The organism is Marinobacter antarcticus (assembly GCF_900142385.1).
GTDB lineage: Bacteria > Pseudomonadota > Gammaproteobacteria > Pseudomonadales > Oleiphilaceae > Marinobacter > Marinobacter antarcticus.
This window is the reverse complement of record NZ_FRAQ01000003.1, coordinates 78507-95824: the sequence shown is the minus strand read 5'-3', so window position 1 is coordinate 95824 and position 17318 is coordinate 78507. Positions and strand designations below refer to the sequence as shown.

18 protein-coding genes and 1 tRNA gene are annotated in these 17318 nt (G+C 55.1%); 8 read left to right on the top strand and 11 right to left on the bottom strand.

Going from position 1 to position 17318, the window contains the following annotated elements; all coding sequences use genetic code 11:
- Position 1 precedes the first annotated feature (1 nt).
- On the bottom strand, positions 2-349 hold the full coding sequence (locus BUA49_RS14485; protein WP_072798881.1) for a 4a-hydroxytetrahydrobiopterin dehydratase: 348 nt from the start codon (positions 347-349) through the stop codon (positions 2-4).
- A gap of 279 nt (positions 350-628) precedes the next feature.
- On the opposite strand from BUA49_RS14485, the gene BUA49_RS14480 reads away from it, so the two are divergent.
- From BUA49_RS14480 to lipA, 4 genes are all read left to right on the top strand, one after another.
- Positions 629-705: transfer RNA gene (locus BUA49_RS14480), tRNA-Met, on the top strand.
- Positions 706-796: 91 nt separating this feature from the next.
- Positions 797-1033, top strand: coding sequence for a chlorhexidine efflux transporter (locus BUA49_RS14475; RefSeq protein ID WP_072798879.1), 237 nt, complete (start codon positions 797-799; stop codon positions 1031-1033).
- Positions 1034-1197: 164 nt separating this feature from the next.
- On the top strand, positions 1198-2475 hold the full coding sequence (locus BUA49_RS14470; protein ID WP_072798877.1) for an O-acetylhomoserine aminocarboxypropyltransferase/cysteine synthase family protein: 1278 nt from the start codon (positions 1198-1200) through the stop codon (positions 2473-2475).
- 140 nt (positions 2476-2615) lie between these two features.
- Positions 2616-3656: a lipoyl synthase gene (gene lipA, locus BUA49_RS14465; protein ID WP_072798875.1), complete on the top strand. Its 1041-nt coding sequence runs from the start codon at positions 2616-2618 to the stop codon at positions 3654-3656.
- A gap of 88 nt (positions 3657-3744) precedes the next feature.
- On the opposite strand, the gene BUA49_RS14460 is transcribed toward lipA, so the two are convergent.
- Entirely contained in the window at positions 3745-4188 is a 444-nt protein-coding gene (locus BUA49_RS14460; protein ID WP_072798873.1) for a Spy/CpxP family protein refolding chaperone, read from the bottom strand.
- Positions 4189-4414: 226 nt separating this feature from the next.
- On the opposite strand from BUA49_RS14460, the gene ylqF reads away from it, so the two are divergent.
- The 3 genes from ylqF to fnr all read left to right on the top strand — a co-directional run bounded on the left by ylqF (position 4415) and on the right by fnr (position 7476).
- Positions 4415-5350, top strand: coding sequence for a ribosome biogenesis GTPase YlqF (ylqF, locus tag BUA49_RS14455; RefSeq protein WP_072798871.1), 936 nt, complete (start codon positions 4415-4417; stop codon positions 5348-5350).
- Between the two features lie 10 nt (positions 5351-5360).
- On the top strand, positions 5361-6575 hold the full coding sequence (gene fabB / locus BUA49_RS14450) for a beta-ketoacyl-ACP synthase I (RefSeq protein WP_072798869.1): 1215 nt from the start codon (positions 5361-5363) through the stop codon (positions 6573-6575).
- 145 nt (positions 6576-6720) lie between these two features.
- Positions 6721-7476: a fumarate/nitrate reduction transcriptional regulator Fnr gene (gene fnr, locus BUA49_RS14445; RefSeq protein ID WP_072798867.1), complete on the top strand. Its 756-nt coding sequence runs from the start codon at positions 6721-6723 to the stop codon at positions 7474-7476.
- A 26-nt stretch (positions 7477-7502) separates the two neighbouring features.
- Here the strand turns inward: fnr and BUA49_RS14440 are convergent, their stop codons facing one another.
- A complete protein-coding gene (locus tag BUA49_RS14440) occupies positions 7503-8381 on the bottom strand; it encodes a sugar nucleotide-binding protein (protein WP_072798866.1) in 879 nt (292 codons plus the stop codon).
- Between the two features lie 174 nt (positions 8382-8555).
- On the opposite strand from BUA49_RS14440, the gene BUA49_RS14435 reads away from it, so the two are divergent.
- The gene (locus BUA49_RS14435) at positions 8556-8912 is read left to right on the top strand and encodes a hypothetical protein (RefSeq protein WP_072798864.1); all 357 of its coding nucleotides are present in this window, start codon (positions 8556-8558) and stop codon (positions 8910-8912) included.
- Between the two features lie 26 nt (positions 8913-8938).
- Here BUA49_RS14435 and alr read toward each other — a convergent pair whose 3' ends face one another.
- The 8 genes from alr to rnr form a co-directional block, all read right to left on the bottom strand.
- Entirely contained in the window at positions 8939-10015 is a 1077-nt protein-coding gene (gene alr, locus BUA49_RS14430) for an alanine racemase (protein WP_072798862.1), read from the bottom strand.
- Positions 10015-11421 (bottom strand): replicative DNA helicase, encoded by a 1407-nt coding sequence (dnaB, locus tag BUA49_RS14425; protein WP_072798860.1) that lies wholly within the window; start codon positions 11419-11421, stop codon positions 10015-10017. Before dnaB ends, alr begins: the two co-directional genes overlap by 1 nt.
- 233 nt (positions 11422-11654) lie before the next feature.
- Complete coding sequence (rplI, locus tag BUA49_RS14420; protein WP_072798858.1) at positions 11655-12101, bottom strand: 50S ribosomal protein L9; 447 nt, start codon at positions 12099-12101, stop codon at positions 11655-11657.
- A 20-nt stretch (positions 12102-12121) separates the two neighbouring features.
- Complete coding sequence (locus tag BUA49_RS14415; protein ID WP_072798856.1) at positions 12122-12988, bottom strand: YybS family protein; 867 nt, start codon at positions 12986-12988, stop codon at positions 12122-12124.
- 26 nt (positions 12989-13014) lie between these two features.
- Positions 13015-13245: a 30S ribosomal protein S18 gene (gene rpsR, locus BUA49_RS14410; protein ID WP_072798854.1), complete on the bottom strand. Its 231-nt coding sequence runs from the start codon at positions 13243-13245 to the stop codon at positions 13015-13017.
- Between the two features lie 25 nt (positions 13246-13270).
- Positions 13271-13711: a 30S ribosomal protein S6 gene (rpsF, locus tag BUA49_RS14405; RefSeq protein ID WP_072798852.1), complete on the bottom strand. Its 441-nt coding sequence runs from the start codon at positions 13709-13711 to the stop codon at positions 13271-13273.
- 229 nt (positions 13712-13940) lie between these two features.
- Positions 13941-14678 (bottom strand): 23S rRNA (guanosine(2251)-2'-O)-methyltransferase RlmB, encoded by a 738-nt coding sequence (gene rlmB / locus BUA49_RS14400; RefSeq protein WP_072798850.1) that lies wholly within the window; start codon positions 14676-14678, stop codon positions 13941-13943.
- Positions 14679-14693: 15 nt separating this feature from the next.
- A complete protein-coding gene (gene rnr / locus BUA49_RS14395) occupies positions 14694-17216 on the bottom strand; it encodes a ribonuclease R (RefSeq protein WP_072798848.1) in 2523 nt (840 codons plus the stop codon).
- Between the last annotated feature and the right edge of the window lie 102 nt (positions 17217-17318).

Genomic DNA, 17318 nt, shown 5'->3' with positions numbered 1-17318 from the left:
GTTATTCCATGTCGTTGTAAGCGGCATCGGTCCTTGCCGCCATGATGAAATCGTTCTTGTGCAGACCGCCGATCGCGTGAGTCCACCAGTTTACGGTTACTTTGCCGTATTCCAGCAGGATGGCTGGATGGTGGTCTTCTGCCTCGGCCAGATCGCCCACTTTATTGGTGAATGCCTGGGCCTGGGCAAAGTTCTTGAGCTTGAAAATTTTCTGCAACTGCTCTTCGCCGTCGGTCTCCACGAAGTTCCAGTCCGGTATGTCCTTGTGCAGAGTTTGCTTCTCTATGTCCGTTACTGTTGGGGCATTTTTACTGCACGCTTCGAAATGTTGTTTGGTCAACTCGCTCATGTTCAACCTCTGCGGTTGATGACTATATTACTGATATGGGTTCAGCTACGCCTATTATCAACCGGCTTCTTGAAATCAGGACTTTGCTCCCCGGCGAAGCTCAGAGAAATACAGATAGCTTTTTCAATCCCGGAAAACTCTTCAATGCGCTGTTTCAAAAGAACTTAAAAGAAACCCGCACCCATACGAAAGCCGTTCCGCGATCAGATTTACCGGCCAGCTCTTGACACTTCGACCCTCCGTACATAATATACGCGCCGCTTCCTTTGGTGAAGCGATGGCAAGGTAGCTCAGTTGGTTAGAGCACAGCACTCATAATGCTGGGGTCGGCGGTTCAACTCCGCCCCTTGCTACCATTATTCGAAAAAGGTCGCGACTCAGGTCGCGGCCTTTTTTTATTTACGGGCAATGAAAGCGCGCAACATCCTGCCTCTGCGGAGAGTCCTCATGAGAACCATCGGCGACAGAATCCGGCAAGCGGTTTCCTTTGAAGTTCTAGGGCTACTGATTTCCATTCCCCTTGCAGCCTCTGCCTTCGGCTACTCTCTCGAAAAAATCGGCGTACTCGGTCTGACTGGCGCTACTCTGGCCACGGTTTGGAACTACATTTTCAACCTGGGCTTTGATCACACACTTAAACGGCTAACGGATCAGTCATTATCTGCTTCCCAAGCCCGCAAATAACGCGCCCTGTTCCCAAAAGCTTTCCGATACTACCCTCCCTCATCGAATGCATATGATCTTCCGGTATGTGACGATTGCATACCGTTATAAACCCTGCCAAATCTATATGGCATACTGAGGTCCGAACCTGACAACACCGACTATTCATTCGCAAGGAAGTTAACATGAAATTCGAGACGCTCGCCCTTCACACCGGCTTCAAAGGCGATCCGACCACCAAGGCAGCCACCACTCCGATCTACCAAACCACGTCTTACACATTTGACGATACCCAGCACGGTGCAGACCTGTTCGACCTGAAGGTTGCGGGCAACATCTACACCCGAATCATGAACCCGACCAACTCAGTGCTTGAAGAGCGTATGACGGCGCTTGAAGGCGGTGTGGGCGCTCTGGCGGTTGCTTCCGGCATGGCTGCAATTACCTATGCGTTGCAAACCATCTGCCGGGTTGGCAATAACATTATCAGCACCAGCCAGCTGTATGGCGGCACCTACAACCTCTTCGCTCACTCGCTTCCCAACCAGGGTATTGAGTGCCGCATGGTCCGCCACGATGATTTCGATGCGATCGAAAAAGCCATCGATGACCAGACCCGCGCGCTGTTCTGCGAGTCCATTGGCAACCCCGCTGGCAATGTGGTCGATATTGCTCGCTGGGCCGAGGTTGCCCATAAGCATGGCATTCCGCTGATTGTGGATAACACGGTCGCTACGCCCTATCTCTGCCGCCCGTTCGAACACGGCGCAGACATCGTAGTCCACTCTCTGACCAAGTACATCGGCGGTCACGGCACCACCGTAGCCGGCATTGTAGTGGACTCCGGTAAATTCGACTGGAAGGCCAACGGCGCGAAGTTCCCGATGATGAACGAGCCGGACCCGTCCTATCACGGCGTGGTTTACACCGAAGCTCTGGGCGCTGCCGCCTTTATTGGTCGCTGCCGCGTTGTGCCGCTGCGCAACACAGGCGCTGCGCTCTCTCCTTTCAACTCGTTCCTGATCATGCAGGGCCTGGAAACTCTGGGGCTGCGCATGGAGCGCCACTGCGAGAACGCCGAGAAAGTTGCCCACTTCCTGCAGAATCACCCGGCGGTGGAATGGGTGAACTACGCAACGCTGGCGAACAGTCCGTTCAAGGCCACCTGCGACAAAATCTGCGGTGGCAAGGCATCCGGCATCGTAAGCTTCGGGATCAAGGGCGGGCTTGAAGCTGGCGCGAAATTCATTGATGCGCTGGATCTGATCTACCGCCTGGTGAACATTGGTGATGCCAAATCTCTGGCCTGTCACCCGGCAACTACCACACACCGCCAGCTGAACCCGGAAGAGCTCAAGAGCGCGGGTGTTAGTGAAGATCTGGTACGTCTGTCTATCGGCATTGAGCATGTGGACGACATACTGGCCGACATCACTCAGGCCCTGGAAAAAGCCCAGGCTTGATTAGCCTCAACCGGGTACGACGAAAGTCGTGCCCGGTATCCCTTCTGTTAGCCCGTGATTGCCCTTACCTGCCTTGTAACTGCCCCGCCAGCCTATTATTCTCTAAGGTTCCCCTTAGCCTTAATGAGAGTCTGGTTGCAATGAGCGAAAGCGCAAAGCCCCGCGTCACCAGTGGTTCCAAATTCCGCAATGAGCATGGATTTTCGGCTATCAAAGATGGCGTAAAACGCTCAGCAAATCAGGAATCGGTACCGGTTGAACGCAAGCCCAATTGGCTAAGAGCGCGTATGCCCGGCGGTGAACGCTATGAAGCCGTGCGCAAAAACGTCAGCGAAAACCGGGTGAGCACCGTATGCCAGGAGTCTCACTGCCCCAATATAGGTGAATGCTGGACGGCCGGCACAGCAACCATCATGGTGCTGGGCTCGGTGTGCACCCGCGCCTGTCGTTTCTGTGCAGTGGATACCGGTAACCCCAATGGCTGGCTGGATAATGACGAGCCGGAAAACACAGCTAAGTCCGTCGAGCTCATGGGGCTGCGTTACATTGTGCTTACCTCGGTAGACCGGGACGATCTGGATGATGGCGGTGCCGCCCATTACGCCGCCTGCGTCTCAGCGATCAAACAACGCACACCCGAAGTTGCAGTGGAAGCGCTGACGCCAGACTTCGATGCAGTGATGTCCAATGTGGAGAAGGTGCTGGATTCCGGCCTGGAGGTGTTTGCGCAGAACGTGGAAACCGTGGAACGGCTGACGCGCCGTGTACGTGACCCACGCGCCGGCTACCAGAAAACTCTCAGCGTACTGGAACATGCCAAACAATATCGCCCGGATGTGCTCACCAAAACCAGCCTGATGCTGGGCCTGGGCGAGACCGAAGAAGAAATCCTTGCCACGATGGACGACCTGCGTGCAATTGGCGTAGACATCCTGACGCTGGGCCAGTATCTGCGCCCAACACCAAATCATTTACCTGTAGAGCAATACGTAACGCCAGAAGCGTTCAACAGGTATCGTGAGATCGGCCTTGAAAAAGGCTTTATGGAAGTACCCTCCGGCCCCATGGTGCGTTCCAGCTACCGGGCGGACAAGGTGTTCGACAAGAATAACCTAGGGCTTGCAGTGCCTGAGGTGCCTGTCGCTGACGCCATGCAGATTCCTGTAAAAAGCCTAGACTGAACACGCTACAACCCGCCTTTACAGGAACGCCGCCTCACAGCTCTTCTCCGTGAGGCGGCTTCGGTCAGATTGCTACAGACATTCGCGATTACTGACCCTGTTGCTGCATCATCTGGCGCTGCTGCATTTGCTGACGCATCTGCTGCATCTTCTTATCCAGCTCGTCGCGCTGCTCCGGCGTGAACACCCCGTCTACTCTGGCCTGCATCAGGGTTGCAAGCGCGGCGATTTCACCGGTCACATCACCCAGATCATCACCTTGTTCGCGGATGGTATTTTCATCATAATCCGCTTTGATTTCATTCTGCATCTGCTTTTGCAAGGCGCGGGCCTCTTCGCGCAGCGTGCCAATCTCGCCCTGCATTTCATCGAGAATGCCGCGGATCTCTTTTTGCTGATCCTCCGAAAGCCCGACCATCTGTGCCAGTTGGGCAACCTGATCCGGCTTGCCAACCGCTGCTTGCTGGGCCAATGCCGGTGCCGACAGGCTCAACGCAACAAGAGCAGTACCGAACAGTTTTGCGAGTTTCATAGAAATCTCCGTTAAGGTTTTGATTGTGCGATTTGATCTCGATGGATATCTGCAGTGACAGCCTAAAACATCCCGGCCCTGATTTTTACCCCGGTACCCCTTGTTTTTGTACATGTTGTGCACCCTGCCCGCTCAAAACCCGCCACATGAGCGAATCGAAACAAATGTGAAAGTTTGGTCATTCCCCTTCATACTGGCGCGATTCATCCAACGCCGGAGCAGAAAAATGGCCATTAACTGGTTTCCAGGGCATATGCACAAAGCCCGCAAGGAGATCAAAAAGATCATGCCTCAGATGGATCTCATCATTGAGGTACTGGACGCGCGCATTCCTTTTAGCAGCGAAAATCCGCTGGTGCCAGCCCTGCGTGGCGAAACACCATTGATCAGAGTCCTTAACAAACGCGATCTGGCCGATCCGGACGTCACTGCAAAGTGGCAGGCGTGGCTCGAGAAAGAACGCGGCGTGAGAACCATCACCCTCACCCATAATCAGCGCGGTGAAGCACTGGATATTCTCCGGCTGGCCGGTGAAATGACACCAAACCACGATCGCCAGAAGAGCGCTCTAAGGGTAATGATCCTGGGCATACCCAACGTCGGCAAGTCCACTCTGATAAACACCCTGGCCGGGCGCCCGGCCACAAAAACCGGTAACGAGCCGGCCGTGACCAAGTCGCAACAAACCATCAAGCTGCCCGACAACATTCTTCTTTACGATACCCCGGGATTCCTGTGGCCGAAGCTGTCGCCCGAAGCATGCGGTTACCGGCTGGCGATCACCGGAGCCATTCGCAGTTCAGTTCTGGACTTCGAAGACATCGCCTTGTTTGAGGCCGACTACCTGCGGGAGGCCTACCCGGAACTGGTGAAAGCCCGTTACGGCTTTGATGAGCTGCCAGTGGACGGCCTGGCCGTGATGGACGGAATTGCAGCCAAACGCCGGTTTCTGGGGCGTGGTGGTGTGCCCGATCTGAACAAGGTCTCTGAAGTACTGCTCAATGAATTCCGCGCCGGTACTCTGGGGCGGATTTCCCTGGAGACGCCGGAGATGGTAGAAGTGGAGATACTGGAAGCCGCTGCCGCCGAAGCTGAAAAAGAGTCTAAACTGACAGATAAGAAGGCCGCCTCCAAAGCATCCCGTTCTGGCCGCCGCCAATAAGGAGAACAGTATGAGACGAGTCGTCGTCACCGGCATGGGCATCGTTTCCTGCCTCGGAAACTCTCTTGATGAAGTCTATGCAAGCCTGAAAAACGGAACCTCTGGCATTCGCTTCAACGAAACCTACAAGGAAATGGGATTCCGCAGCCAGGTATCCGGCTCTCCAGTAATCGACACCACGGTTATTGACCGCAAAGTCCGGCGCTTCATGGGCCCCTCTGCGATGTACAGCTATCTCGCCATGGAGCAGGCAGTTGCCCAGTCTGGCCTGAGCGATGAGCAGATTTCCAACGAACGCACGGGGCTGATTGCCGGTTCTGGCGGCTCCTCCTGTTCAAGCCAGGTGGAAGCGACCGACATCATGCGGGCAAAAGGTGTGAAACGCATCGGCCCCTATATGGTGCCGCGCATCATGACCAGCACGGTTTCCGCATGCCTGGCCACCGCTTACAAGATTCGTGGTGTGAGCTACTCCATGTCCTCTGCCTGCGCCACCAGTGCGCATTGCATAGGTCACGCTATGGAGCAGATCCAGAACGGCAAGCAAGATATTGTATTCGCCGGTGGTGGTGAGGAAGAAGACTGGAGCCTTACCATGATGTTCGATGCCATGGGCGCACTTTCCACCAAATACAACGATGCGCCGGAAACTGCCTCCCGCCCGTTTGATTCCGGGCGTGATGGCTTTGTGATCGCCGGCGGCGGCGGCATGGTGGTGCTGGAAGAGCTTGAACACGCACAAAAGCGAGGCGCCAACATTATTGCGGAGCTTACCGGGTACGGTGCCACCTCCGATGGCTACGACATGGTAGCGCCCTCGGGTGAAGGTGCTCAGCGCTGCATGAAGCAGGCCATGGCGACCGTTCGCGGCAAGATTGATTACATCAACGCCCACGGAACCAGTACCCCGGTAGGCGATGCAGCCGAGATAGGTGCCATACATAAGACCTTTGGCACCGATATTCCCGCCATTTCATCCACCAAGTCTCTTTCCGGGCACTCCCTAGGCGCCGCAGGCGTTCATGAGGCCATTTATTCCCTGCTGATGCTGCAGCACGGCTTTATTGCCGGCACCGCCAATCTTGCCTCTGTAGATGAGGCCATTGGAAATATGCCTCTGATAGGGCCTCAGGGGAGGGAAGCCGATCTTGTTACCGTTATGTCCAACAGCTTCGGCTTTGGTGGAACAAACGCGTCTCTGGTGTTTGAGAAACTGCCAGCCTGACGACTATACAGGCGGAGCCAGGCTCTCTGGCTCCGCCTTTTATTTCCACTATATACACATGTGCTCAAGTTTGGTCATTGGCAAACCGGCTCTCGCGTATTAGAGTAGCAATTTGACTTGCATCAATTTGGATGGTTTATAAGCGATGGCCCAAGCAATAAAATTTCGCCAAGCTCCCTCTCCTCTCAAAGCGTCCTGCCACCAGTGCAGCCTTAGCAATCTGTGTCTGCCTCTGGCCATTCAGGACAACGATCTGGACAGTCTGGAAGACATCGTTCAGCAGGGTCGCATTTACAATCGCGGCGAACACATTTTTGATCAGAGCAAGCCATTTCGCTCCTGCTTTGCCGTAAAAAGCGGTTCAGTCAAAACATCGATTATTACCGAAGGCGGCGAGGAGCAGGTCACAGGCTTCTTTATGCCCGGTGAGCTTGTGGGTCTGGACAGCATGAGCTGTGAAGCCTACGCCTGCACAGCCAAGGCTCTGGAGCGCACCAACGTGTGCGAGTTCCCGATTGATAAGCTGGAAGAGCTCACCGGCAAGCTGCCAGAATTGCAACACCACATGTATCACCTTATGAGCCAGGAAATCCAGAACAGTCACCAGCTCGCAATGCTGTTAAGCAAAAATACCGCTGAGGAGCGCATTGCCTCCCTGCTTCTTTCGCTTTCCAGCCGTTTCCAGCGCAGGCGCATGTCTGGCACTAACTTCAGCCTGCCAATGGCCAGAAATGACATTGCCAACTTCCTGGGACTTGCCGTGGAAACAGTCAGCCGCGTTTTCACCCGCTTCCAGAATCAGGGCATCATCCGTGCACGGGGTCGTGAAGTGGAGTTGCTTGATGTTGAAGCACTGCAGATGGTAACCCGGGAGTTTTCCCGCCAGGGTTGCCAGCAATAGACTGTTTTTACCGAAACCGGCCGACGCTATTCGGCCGGCGCTCTGGCTTCCACATGCTTTGCCTCGCTCCTCAATATTGCCAATTCATCAACCAACCCGGAGCGCCAGGGAAACTGTTTGATGCCAAAAGTATTGCGGATTTTTGTACAGATCAGCGCGGTATTTGGCGGTTCCAGAGCCCCCCATGCCGGCATTTTATCCACCACATGAAGACCCTCAGGAATACCCGGTAAGCCGGCAATCGCCAGGCCCAGCTCATACAGACTGACTTCCTCCGCACCGGCATACTGGAATGTTCCCCATACTTCGGCACCACAATCCAGCTGCTGTATAACGGCGGTTATTACCCGCGCAAGATCTCGTACGGACACAGGCTGACCCATACACCGCCCGGGCAGCGACAAAGTTTCATCAGAGGCAGTACTGGCTTGAACCTTCCGAATAAAACGACTCAGGCTCCAGCCGGTACGTAATATGATGTGCCTGGGCAAGAGCGTACGCAACGCCTGTTCACACTCCCACTGCCAGCTGCCCAGCTCATTTACCGGGTGGCCGGGGTTGGAGGCTATGTAACCACTCTGTTTACGGCCATCAAACACATAGCACGAGGATAACTGAAACAACGCCATACCTCTGTCTCGGGCAAACTCCGCGATGGCTACGGGTAGGGAAAACGCTGCTCTGTGAGTGCCCTCGGCATCCCGCTCTGCGGCCTCAGGGTCTGCCAGCCATAGCGCATTAACAATGAGATCGGTGTCTTCCGGAATCCAGCTCTCCAGCGCACTGAGATTTGCGCTGACAGGATCGCTGACCAGCAAAGGACTGACACGCAGAGATGTCTCCCGAAGCCGCTCAAGCAGAATTTTCCCCAAGGGTCCATAATCGTGAACAACAAGTACATGCACTAGAGTTCGATACCTCCGGATATTACTGATATGACGTGCCTCGGGACCCCATCAGGCCAATGGTTTCCCGTCATCGGTTCTTAGAATGGTTCACGTTAAAGGATGCAGACAGCCAAACCTGATCAGCACCATCTTTGTCATCGTTATCATAAGCATACAACATCAGGGATCGCCATGCTGAAACAACACAGTCACATTGTTGCGCCCATTCCAGACGAACTGCGCACCCGCGCGCTCTATACAGTGGAAGAACTGCGAAAGCGCGGCAAGGCCGACAAGGAAGCGGTCGACAAGCTCCACAGCCTGATCACGGAAATGACCGACGCTGGCCTGGACTTCTTTTTTCTGGAACCACTCCGACGGTTGAAAGCCAGCAGCATGATGCTGGGCATGGCCAGAGTGGGCATCAGCAGCATGCTCAAAGGCAGCAAAATGGTCGTCCATAAAGTACTCAAAAAACTGGATGACCGCAGCCTGGCTGTCATTCTCGATTTCATCGAGGAGATTATTCACGAGCCAGAAGATGCCTGAACCGGGCCACCAGCATGCCCTGCACGCTAAAGATACGTGCGGGGAACGCGGCTGGTAACACCCGTCAATAACTCATAAGAGATGGTGCCCGCACAACTGGCAACCTCGTCCACTCCGACTGTGCGCCCCCAAAGCTCAACAGGATCACCCTCAACGGCCTTCGGGGCATTGCTCAGGTCCACCGCCAGCATATCCATGGACACCCGGCCAATCAGCCGGATTCGGCGACCACCAATCGCAGCAGGTGTGTCGGTGCCGGCGTGGCGGGGATAGCCATCTGCGTAGCCAACGGCCACCATACCCATGCGGGTATCGCGCTCTGCAACCCAGGCCCCACCATAACCTACGGTTTCACCGGCTCTGACTACCCGTGTCGTGATGAGCGGCGCCTCCAGGCTCATGACGGGCTCAAGACCCAGCTCTGGGCCTGTCTTGCCAACGACCGGTGACCCACCGTAAAGCATGATTCCTGGGCGGCTCCAGTCAAACAGCGGCTGGCCGGGAATAAAGTGGGCCGCGGAATTGCCCACGCTCTTCATCAGGGCCGGCCAAGCCGATGTTGCTGTTACAAAGACGGCCGTCTGGGCTGCGGTCATTGTGCTATTGGTATCATCAGCGCAGGCAAAGTGGCTGACAAAACCCAGAAGCCGACGCCCGGCGCCCGTCTTTTCCATCCTTGCCATCACGGCGGGCAGATCATCCGGCCGAAAACCAAGACGGTTCATACCGGTATTAACCTTCAACCAGAACCGGGGCGCGTAGCCGCCCTGCTCCAGCCACACCAACTGATACTCGCTGTGCAGTACTGGCTCAAAATCGCCACGTTCGCAATCGGCCAGATCATCACGGGCATGCACACCCTGGAGCAGCACCACTGGCTGGGCCAGGCCCGCCGCACGGATGGCCAACGCCTCTTCAATGCATGCGACTGCGTACTTGGGCGCAACATCCGCCAGGGCTGATGCCACCCGGGCAATGCCGTGGCCATAACCGTCAGCTTTCACAACGGCCATAGACCTCGCACTGCCCGCACGCTCACTGGCCGTGCGGTAATTCCGTCGTAGTGCATCCAGATTAATGTAGGCGGTTGTGCTGCGCGGCATCAGTATTCACCACTGTAATCGCCGTAGTCACCGTGAGCCAGATCTTCAAACTTGGTGTATTTCCCGATGAACGCAAGGCGAATAGTACCGATAGGACCATTACGCTGTTTGCCAATGATGATTTCGGCAATACCTTTATCCTGCGTGTCCTCGTTATACACCTCATCACGGTAAACAAACATGATCACGTCCGCATCCTGCTCGATCGCGCCAGATTCACGCAGATCGGAGTTGATCGGGCGTTTGTTTGGGCGTTGCTCAAGACTCCGGTTAAGCTGCGAAAGAGCAACCACAGGGCAGCTGAGCTCTTTGGCAATGCCCTTCAAAGACCGGGAGATTTCGGAGATTTCTGCCGTCCGGCCTTCCGTGTTGCCCGGCACTCGCATCAACTGCAGGTAGTCCACCATAATCAAACCGATTTTGCCGCCGTTCTCACGGGCAATCCGGCGAGCGCGGGAGCGCAGCTCCGTGGGGCTAAGGCCAGGCGTATCATCAATATACAGGGGTTTGTCTTTAAGCAGACTGACGGCGGAAGTAAGCCGGGGCCAATCGTCTTCTTCCAGCTTGCCGCCGCGAACCTTACTCTGGTCGATCCGCCCAAGGGATGAAAGCATACGCATGGCAAGCGCATCTGCCGGCATCTCCATACTGAACACCAGAACCGGCGTACCTGTGCTTATAAGCGCATTCTCGACAATGTTCATGGCAAACGTGGTTTTACCCATTGAAGGTCTGCCTGCCACGATAATGAGGTCTGCCGGTTGCATACCGGAAGTCTGCTCGTCTACATCTCTGAACCCTGTGGTCAGGCCCGTTGTCTGCTCACCGGACTCGAACAGCTCTTCTATACGGCTCAGAGTTTTGGTCAGAATAGGATTAATAGATTGGGGGCCGGAGCCTTCTTTGACTCTCGACTCAGCAATCTGGAATACGTTGCGCTCGGCTTCGTCCAGAATTTCGTTGCTATTTCGCCCCAGGGGATTGAAGGCCGAATCTGAAATCTTGCCTGAAACTTCTACAAGTTGCCTCAGAATAGAACGCTCGCGCACGATCTCTGCGTAGGCACGGATATTGGCTGCGCCCGGCGTTTTTTCGGCCATTTCGGCCAGGTAGGACAACCCACCGGCATCTTCAATATCACCGGCACGCTCCAGAAACTCAGCCAGAGTGACCACGTCCAGCGGCTCGTTCTCACTGGCCAGGCGCTCAACCGCGCCAAAAATCAACCGATGGTCCTGGCGATAGAAATCGGCAGCGGAGATTATCTCAGTGATCTCATCAAATCGCCGGTTGTCCAGCATCAGGCCACCCAGCACTGCCTGTTCCGCCTCAACGGAATGCGGGGGAACCTTGATTCGGCTGGTTTCGGGATCAGTACTCGCGGGCTTCAGATTAGGCTTGGCCATGAACACATCTTCAGTTGAACGTCATAACCACGACAGTGTAAGTAGAAAGTCGCAGCAATGGGAGGGGGTTACCGGATGCTGACAGCATACCAGAAAGCAACAGGCCCGAAAGCCGTATTAAACGGTTCGGGCCTGTTGGTTTGGCTGACAATGAACTCCGAAGAGCTCACCGCAAGCCACCAGCGTGTTACAGAGGCCGGGGCAAGCCCGGCTCTGCTTTCAGAGAAAGCAGATTACTCGGCAACAACCGCCAGCTTAACGATTACTTCAACGTCAGAATGCAGGTGAAGCTCGATTTCGTACTCACCGGTCGCCCGCAGCGGGCCTTCCGGCAAACGAACTTCACTCTTCTCGACGTCGGTACCCGCAGCAGTGATTACGTCTGCAATATCGCGAACACCGATTGAGCCGAACAGCTTGCCTTCATCACCTGCTTTTGAGGTAACTGTGAAGGACGCACCTTCCAGAGCCTCAGCGCGGGCCTGAGCCGTTGCCAGCTTATCGGCTGCAACTTTCTCAAGCTCAGCACGACGCTCTTCGAACGCCTTCAGGTTTGCTTCAGTGGCAGGTGCAGCTTTGCCGTATGGAAGCAGAAAATTACGGCCGTAACCGGATTTAACTTTTACCTTGTCGCCCAGGGAGCCAAGGTTTGCAACTTTCTCGAGCAGAATAACTTCCATCTCGTTAACCTCTTCGTACTTTATTCAGCCGGCCCGGCAGGCTTTATTCGCCCTCGGATATCCAGCCAGCTATCAACAAAAGCCAGAACCACTAACAGAATCATCAGACTTGGGCCCAGAAGCACCAGCGCAACGTAAAACATCGCCAGCCACTGAGCACTCATATTTTTACGCCCGACAATGCCATGGATCAGTGCAAGGCCCGCCAAAAACATCGGCGTTCCTGCTACCCAAACCAGCAACATAGCGTTCAGCCCGAGAAACGGACCTACAACCATAGTGGCGGCAAAAACCACAGCAATAGCAGGTGACAACTTCAGACCGTGGAATTCCGTACGGAAACCGCCGGGATTATACAATCCCGCCTGCCACGATCTTGCCAGCATTGTCATGCCTACGCCTACTGCCAGATAACTGCCCGCCATACTGGCATTCATCGTGTCCCGGATAACCGTCTCGAGATCGCCCCCGAGCGAACGGGCCACTTCAGCATTGTACTGTTCGTAAAAACTGACCCCGGCGCGAACGAGTTCGTCCAGCAAACCGGGATACATCATGGGCAAAGTAAGCCCCATGACGATCGCCAGAAAGCTCCCTCCTAAAAGGGCTCTTTCCCAGGACAGCGTTGTTCTGATCAATGACGCCATCAGCATCACCTGCAGCAACACTGCCAAGGCTGTTGGATCGCCTCCAAACACACTCCAGCCAAGAGCCGGAAGTAATGCCCAGAGACCAATGGTAAGCCCCTGACCGATACCAAGCCTGAGAATAACCAGGCCCACAACGGCTGCGCCAATCCAGAACAGCAAAGGTACCGCAGTTGTGACTGCGGCTACCACACTGGCCTGAACGGGACCGCGCATTACAAATTGTGCCAGTGCACGCATGGTCCCAAGTCCTGTTTATCTGTTACTTAGTTATCGTGGCTGTCCGAGTACGGCAGCAGTGCCAGGTAGCGGGCACGCTTGATAGCAGTTGCCAGCTGACGCTGATAACGTGCTTTGGTGCCAGTAATACGGCTGGGCACGATTTTGCCGGTTTCAGTGATGTAGCCTTTCAGGGTATCCAGATCCTTGTGATCGATCTCTTTAACACCCTCTGCCGTGAAGCGGCAGAACTTACGACGTCTGAAAAAACGAGCCATAACTTAACTCCTCAACTCCGGTTAATTACTCTTCTTCGTCCTGGGTTTCAGCTTTCTGACTGTCATCTTGACGCTCTTCTTGACGGTCATCAGATTCAGCTGAACGGCGCGGACGGTCATCTGCGCTGGGGCGACGGTCCTCACGGGACTCGGAAGCTTTCATCGGAGACAGCTCGGTATCAGCTTCATCGCGACGCAGAATCAGTTCGCGGATGATGGCATCGTTGAACCGGAAGTTGTGAGTCAGCTCGTCCATTGCGGTCTGTGAACATTCAACGTTCATCAGCACGTAGTGAGCCTTGTGAATCTTGTTGATCGGATAAGCCAGATGACGACGGCCCCAATCTTCCAGGCGATGTACCTTGCCGCCATCTTCAGTGATGACGTTGGTATAACGCTCGATCATCGCGGGCACTTGCTCGCTCTGATCCGGGTGTACCATAAACACGATTTCGTAGTGACGCATGAATTCTCCCTACGGTTTGAGCAGCTTTCTTTTTCACGGACTCGCCGGAACGCATGAAAGCAAGGAGGTGGCAGCCTGAGCCGCCGGCTTTTTTTGCTTTATCAAGAAGGCTTTACAAGAAAGGCTTGATCAAAAGCGAAGCGATGCATGCCTGAATAAAGGCAATACAAAACCTTCCCCTGAAAAAGGGGTGAGGTATTCTAGGCGGACATAGCCTTCTGTGCAAGAGTTAACCAAGGCGCTGGCGCAAGGCTTCGTAAAGACAGACACCGGTTGCAACAGAAACATTAAGGCTATCTACATGGCCGAGCATGGGAATGTTGATCAGCTGATCACAGTGCTCCCGCGTTAGCCGGCGCATGCCTTTGCCTTCGGCGCCCATTACCAGCGCGACCGGGCCCTTGAAGTCAGCCTGATACAACGTGACTTCCGCCTCACCGGCGGCACCGATCAACCACACACCCTGATCCTTCAGTGTGCGGAGAAAACGCGCCAGATTAGTTACGCGCACAAAAGGCACAGATTCCGCAGCGCCGCAGGCAACCTTCCGGGCTACCGCCGTCAGCGAAGCTGATTTATCTTTGGGCGCGATAACGGCTTGAACGCCAACTGCATCGCAGGTGCGCATGCACGCACCCAGATTGTGAGGATCGGTTACACCGTCCAGCACAAGCAGAAACGGTGGTTTATCGCTCCCCGCAAGCTGGGCCAGAAGATCATCCTCCGTCCACTCGCGACTTTCATTCACCTCGGCAACAACACCCTGGTGAACTCCAGCCACGCGTTCATCAAGCTCCCGGCGGTGGACAACAGCCCACCGAACCCCAAGCTCATCCAGACCCTCGGTGATGGTCTTTACCCGCTTATCCTGCCGGCCGGTCTGAATCCAGACCTGTTGCAACCTTCCTGGCTCGCGTTTGAGAACGGCTTCAACCGCATGCCAGCCAAATACAAATTCTCCGGACACTGATTCAACTTCCTGTTATTTGTCTGACTTCGGCGATTTTCGCGGCTTACGGGTACCAGCTGGCTTACCCGAGCTTTTCTTCGGCTTTTTACCAGCCTCTTGGGCGGCTTCAGCCACTAGCTGGGCTTTCGCGCTAGCTGGCTTACCCGTCTTTCCAGGCTTTCCCACTTTTCCGCCTTTTCCCGACTTATCAGCACCGGGAGCTCCGCCACGGCCACGCCCCTTATCGGAACGCTTACCATTCTTTCCACGGCTGTCACGCTTGGGCACATCAAGTGCATCCCGGTCAGCTTGGCGGCGTTGCGGTGTACTGATAAGCTCCAGATCGATCTTGCGGTCTTCAAGGCCAACCCGCATCACACGAACGCGCACCTCATCACCCAGGCGGAAGCTGACAGCTGTCCGCTCGCCAATCAGGCGGTGCTTCGCTGAGTCATGATGGAAATAATCGCCGCTGAGCGCAGAGATATGCACCAGGCCTTCAATGTATACATCCGACAGCTCAACAAAGAACCCGAAGGGCACTACTGAGGCGATCACCCCGTCAAATTCTTCCCCAACGTGATCACTGAGAAACTCGCACTTGAGCCACGCCATGACATCACGAGTGGCGTCATCGGCCCGCCGTTCAGTCATCGATACATGCTCGCCCAGCTTCTCCATGCGGGCATAATCGTAAGGGTACTTCACCAGCTCCGGATCGGAGACGCGCGGTGACACGACATCCTTCGTTACCTCAGGATTGTGAATCCGCGACTTGATAGCCCTGTGCACAATCAGATCCGGGTAGCGACGAATCGGTGAGGTAAAGTGGGCATAGCTCGGAAAACCAAGGCCAAAGTGACCACTCTCTTCCGGGCTGTAAACCGCCTGGCTCAGTGAACGCAGCATGACAGTCTGGATCACATTGGCATCCGGTCTGTCTTTTATCTGGGATAACAACCCCTGGTAATCAGCCGAAGTCGGCTCGTCTCCGCCACCCAACTGCAAGCCAAGCTCACCCAGGAACAGGCGTACCGAATTAAGTCGCTCTACAGAGGGGCCATCATGCACCCGGTAAAGCGCCGGCATTTTGTGCTTCTTGAGGAAACGCGCCGCTGCCACGTTGGCGCACAGCATGCTCTCTTCCACAATTTTGTGAGCATCATTGCGGTGCACCGGCACAATCTCTTCGATTTTACGCTCGGCATCAAAAACAATTCGGGTTTCAGTGGTTTCGAAATCAATAGCACCGCGCTCTGTTCGCGCTTTGCGCAGCAGCTTGTAAAGATCGTACAGGTTGTGCAGGTGTGGCAGCACATCCGCATACTGTGCCGACAGACGGTAACCCGGCTCCGAGTCGGGCCGCTCCAGCATATCGCTGACCTTGTTGTAGGTCAGCCGGGCATGGCTGCGCATTACCGCCTGGTAAAAGGTGTACCCGCTGATGTTTCCCGCAGCACTGATGGTCATATCTGCCACCATGCACAGGCGATCAACGTCCGGATTCAAAGAGCACAGGCCGTTGGAAAGCTTCTCAGGCAGCATGGGCACTACGTGATCCGGGAAGTAAACCGAGTTGCCCCGGCGCAGAGCCTCCTCATCGAGGGGTGAATCCGTACGCACATAATGAGATACATCAGCTATTGCCACCACCAGACGATAGGCACCGCGGCCACGGGGCTCGCAGTATATCGCATCGTCGAAATCCCGGGCCGTCTCGTCATCGATGGTCACCAGCCGCATATTGCGGATATCTACCCGGTTGGCTTTATCCTTTTCTGCCACTTCACCCGAAATAGCTGCCGCCTGCTCGCCCACCTCCGTGGGCCAGCTGTGGGGAATATCGTAAGAGCGAATAGCCACGTCAATTTCCATCCCCGGGGCCATATGCTCCCCCAGAATCTCGACTATTTTGCCAGTTGGCTTGGTGCGACCTGAGGGCTGGCGCAATATGTCCACAACAACATACTGGCCATGGAGAGCCTCTCCGATATTCTCTTCTGGCACCAATATTTCGTGATTGATCCGGGCGTTCTCAGGCACCACGTAGGCAATACCGCTTTCATTGAAAAAGCGCCCTACCGTCTGATGCGTCCGGTGCTCTATGACATCAACAATGACGCCTTCACGCCGGCCACGGTCATCAACCTTGTCTACGCGTGCGACCACCCGATCACCGTGAAACACCATGCGCATCTGGCGCGCGGTGAGAAACAGGTCAGACCCGCCATCATCCGGCACCAGGAACCCGAAGCCATCTCTATGACCAATAACCCGGCCGCTGACCAGATCGGCCTCTTCAATCGGAAGGTAGGCGTCGCGGCGATTGCAAATAAGCTGACCATCCCGACACATGGCAATCAACCGGCGCCTCAGCGCCTCGATGCCTTCCGGAGTTGTCTGGCCGAACTCTGAACACAATGTTTCGTGTGTTGCCGGCGCCCCCCGTTCTTTCAGGTGCGCGAGAATGAATTCCCGGCTTTGAATCGGGTTGTCATAATTTTGAGCCTCACGGCCGGCGTGGGGGTCTTGGTGTTTTTTATTCCTGGAAACCATTCGGGTCCTTGTTCAATACTGCGCCACAGCGGCGCTGTTCACATTCATTTACAGCATAGTATACGTTGGTACGGATCGACTGCCTAACAACCCACCATTTAT